A 2,986-nucleotide genomic window follows, 5' to 3' on the forward strand; every position below is an offset into this window, starting at 1 on the left:
CGCGGTGTCCATGGCGTCGGCGACGCCGAGCCCATAGGACCAGAGTTCCCGGCGGTAGGCGAGCGTGGTGTCCCAGTCGAGGACCGCGGGCGCACCGGGAGTGTTGTCCGCGGTGACCTCAGGGATGACGTGTGCAGCCGCGTACGCGTGCCGGGCGGTGAGCGGCGCCGCTGGCTTGGCCCATTCCCGCGCGGGAGCGAGTTCGTAGCGCTCCAGCGAACCGGCCGCAGTGGGGAGGTAGAGCGAGGTCATAGCGTGATCTCCGGGATGTCAAGAGTACGGCGCTCAGCGGAGGACTGCAGGCCAAGCTCGGCGAGCTGGACGCCGCGGGCTGCAGACAGCAAACCGAAGCGGTGCTCGCGGCCGGCGGAGACGTCGCGGAGGAACTCTTCCCACTGCAGCTTGAAGCCGTTATCCAGCTCGGCGTTCGCGGGTACTTCCTGCCACTGGTCGCGGAAGGACTCCGTGACGGGAAGATCCGGGTTCCACACCGGCTTGGGGGTGTGGGCCCGCTGCTGGGCAACGCACTTGTTGAGCCCGGCAACCGCTGAACCGTGGGTTCCGTCGATCTGGAACTCAACCAGTTCGTCCCGGTAGACGCGGACAGCCCAGGAGGAGTTGATCTGCGCCAGCACAGGCTCCCCCGCAGGTGTCTCCAGTTCGAAGATTCCGTACGCGGCGTCGTCGGCGGTTGCCTTGTATTCCTTGCCCTGCTCATCCCAGCGGGCGGGGATGTGGGTGACGGTGTTGGCGTTGACGGTCTTGACCTTGCCGATGATGCCCTCGAGCACGTAGTTCCAGTGGCAGAACATGTCCGTGGTCATGCCGCCGCCGTCTTCCTTGCGGTAGTTCCACGAGGGGCGCTGGGCCGCCTGGTGGTCACCCTCGAAGACCCAGTAGCCGAACTCGCCGCGCAGGGACAGGATACGGCCGAAGAAGCCTTCATCCACCAGGCGGCGCAGCTTCACCAGGCCGGGCAGGTACAGCTTGTCGTGGACAACGCCGGCGGTAACCCCGGCTTCCTGGGCGATCTGCGCCAGCTCTACGGCCTCGGCGAGGGTCTCGGCCGTGGGCTTCTCGGTGTAGATGTGCTTGCCGGCAGCCATGGCCTTCTTGAGGGTCGCGGCGCGCAGCGAGGTCATGGAGGCATCGAAGACGACGTCGACGGTGGGGTCCGCAATGATCCCGTCCAGGTCCGTGGTCCAGTGCTCAACCTTGTGCTGCTGGGCCAGGTCGCGGATCTTCGCTTCGTTGCGTCCTACGAGGATGGGCTCAACCTGCACCCTTGACCCGTCCGCAAGGGTGACGCCACCCTGTTCGCGGATGGGCAGGATCGAGCGCAGCAGGTGCTGCCGGTACCCCATCCGGCCGGTGATGCCATTCATCGCGATGCGGATGGTCTTGGTCTCAGTCACGTTGTACTCCCGAAGAGGAAAGAATGTTGGTGGAAAGCGCTTTCCAATATAGGGTAGTGATCGAGACCACGTCAACCCCTCCCCGCTGAGTGAGCTTCCGACCGCACCGAAGGTCGCTTGCCGCACACCCAGCGGGAGCATGTACTACGCGAAGGAGCCCGGTGGCCGCTGTAACCCTGTCCGGTGTGGCCAGCCATGCCGGAGTTTCCCTGGCCACGGCATCCCGCGTGCTGAACGGCTCCTCCCGGCGCCCGGCGGAAGAAATCGCCGAACGCGTCCGCGCCGCGGCGCTCGAACTCGGGTACGTGCCCAACGCGCAGGCGCAGGCCCTCGCCCGCTCCTCCACCGGCCTGGTCGGCCTCGTTGTGCACGACATCTCGGACCCCTACTTCTCCTCCATTGCGCGCGGCGTCCAGCACGCGGCGCGGCACTATCGGCGCCAGGTCCTGCTGGCCAGCACCGATCCTTCGGAAAGCGCGGAGCACGACGCCGTCGCCGCCTTCGCCTCCCATCGCACCGACGCCATCATCCTGGCCGGCTCCCGCCGGGCACAGGCAGATCCCGAGCTTGAGCACGAGCTGGCCCGGTACCAGCAGAACGGCGGGCGCGTCGTGACCATCGGCGGCTCCCCCGGCTCCGGACTGACCGTACCGGTGGGCAATGCCGACGGCGCGGCGGACCTCGTAGCTTCACTCGTCTCGCTCGGAGTTACGCGGTTCGCCATCCTGGCCGGGCCCACCGAACTGAATACCGCACGGGACCGCGTCTCCGGCTTCACCCGCGCACTGAAGGCAGCGGGGCTGGAGCCTGCCGCCGTCGTCGTCAGTGGGTTCGACCGTGAGGGCGGCTTCGACGCCGCGCAACGCTGCTGGGACGAGCTCAAGGGGGAACGCGGCGTTTGCCTGCTGGCGGTGAATGACGTGATGGCAATCGGCGCGATCGCCGGCCTGCGCGCCCTGGGCGTTTCGGTCCCCGCGGATGCCCTGGTGACCGGCTTCGATGACATCCCTACCCTGCGCGACTACTTCCCCGCGTTGACCACCGTGCACCTACCTCTCGAGCAGCTGGGTGAAGAGGCGGCGAACCTTGCACTGGATCCTGACAAGGCGCCTCCGGCACCGATCCCCGGAGAAGTCATCATCCGCGAATCCGCAGGAGCTTAGCCCGGCGCCATGAGAATCCTGATAGCACCGGACAAATTCAAGGGCACGCTGACCGGAGCCGAAGCCGCCGAAGCGATGGCCGCCGGCGTCCGCCGCGTACTGCCGGATGCGCACCTCACCCTGCAGCCCATCGCGGACGGCGGTGAGGGAACCCTCGAGGCCGTCCTCGCTGCCGGAGGCGACAGGCGGCAGACCAGGGTCCGCGGACCGCTGACCGACTGGGTGGACGCCCCCTGGGCGCTCACCGGTTTTACGGCCGTCATCGAGACGGCCCGTGCAAGTGGGCTCGAGTTCATCACGCCTAGCGGAGCCACGGCCGGTTCGGCCCACTGCTACGGCAGCGGTGAGCTGCTGGCTGCTGCTCTCGATGCCGGCGCCACGGAGATTGTGCTGGGCGTGGGCGGGTCG

At 67.6% G+C, this 2,986-nt stretch carries 4 protein-coding genes; 2 read left to right on the forward strand and 2 right to left on the reverse strand.

What is annotated here, in order from left to right; translation table 11 throughout:
• Window positions 1-252 (reverse strand): DUF993 family protein (locus P4U43_RS17775; protein WP_277359927.1); only part of this gene is annotated, 252 nt, incomplete at its 3' end.
• Entirely contained in the window at window positions 249-1,385 is a 1,137-nt protein-coding gene (locus P4U43_RS17780) for a Gfo/Idh/MocA family protein (protein ID WP_277359930.1), read from the reverse strand. The genes P4U43_RS17780 and P4U43_RS17775, both read right to left, overlap by 4 nt.
• A 191-nt stretch (window positions 1,386-1,576) precedes the next feature.
• On the opposite strand from P4U43_RS17780, the gene P4U43_RS17785 reads away from it, so the two are divergent.
• On the forward strand, window positions 1,577-2,578 hold the full coding sequence (locus P4U43_RS17785) for a LacI family DNA-binding transcriptional regulator (RefSeq protein WP_277359928.1): 1,002 nt from the start codon (window positions 1,577-1,579) through the stop codon (window positions 2,576-2,578).
• Window positions 2,579-2,587: 9 nt separating this feature from the next.
• A partial coding sequence (locus P4U43_RS17790; RefSeq protein ID WP_277359929.1) for a glycerate kinase occupies window positions 2,588-2,986 on the forward strand: 399 nt, incomplete at its 3' end.

This window comes from Arthrobacter vasquezii (assembly GCF_029455255.1).
Classification (GTDB): domain Bacteria; phylum Actinomycetota; class Actinomycetes; order Actinomycetales; family Micrococcaceae; genus Arthrobacter_D; species Arthrobacter_D parietis.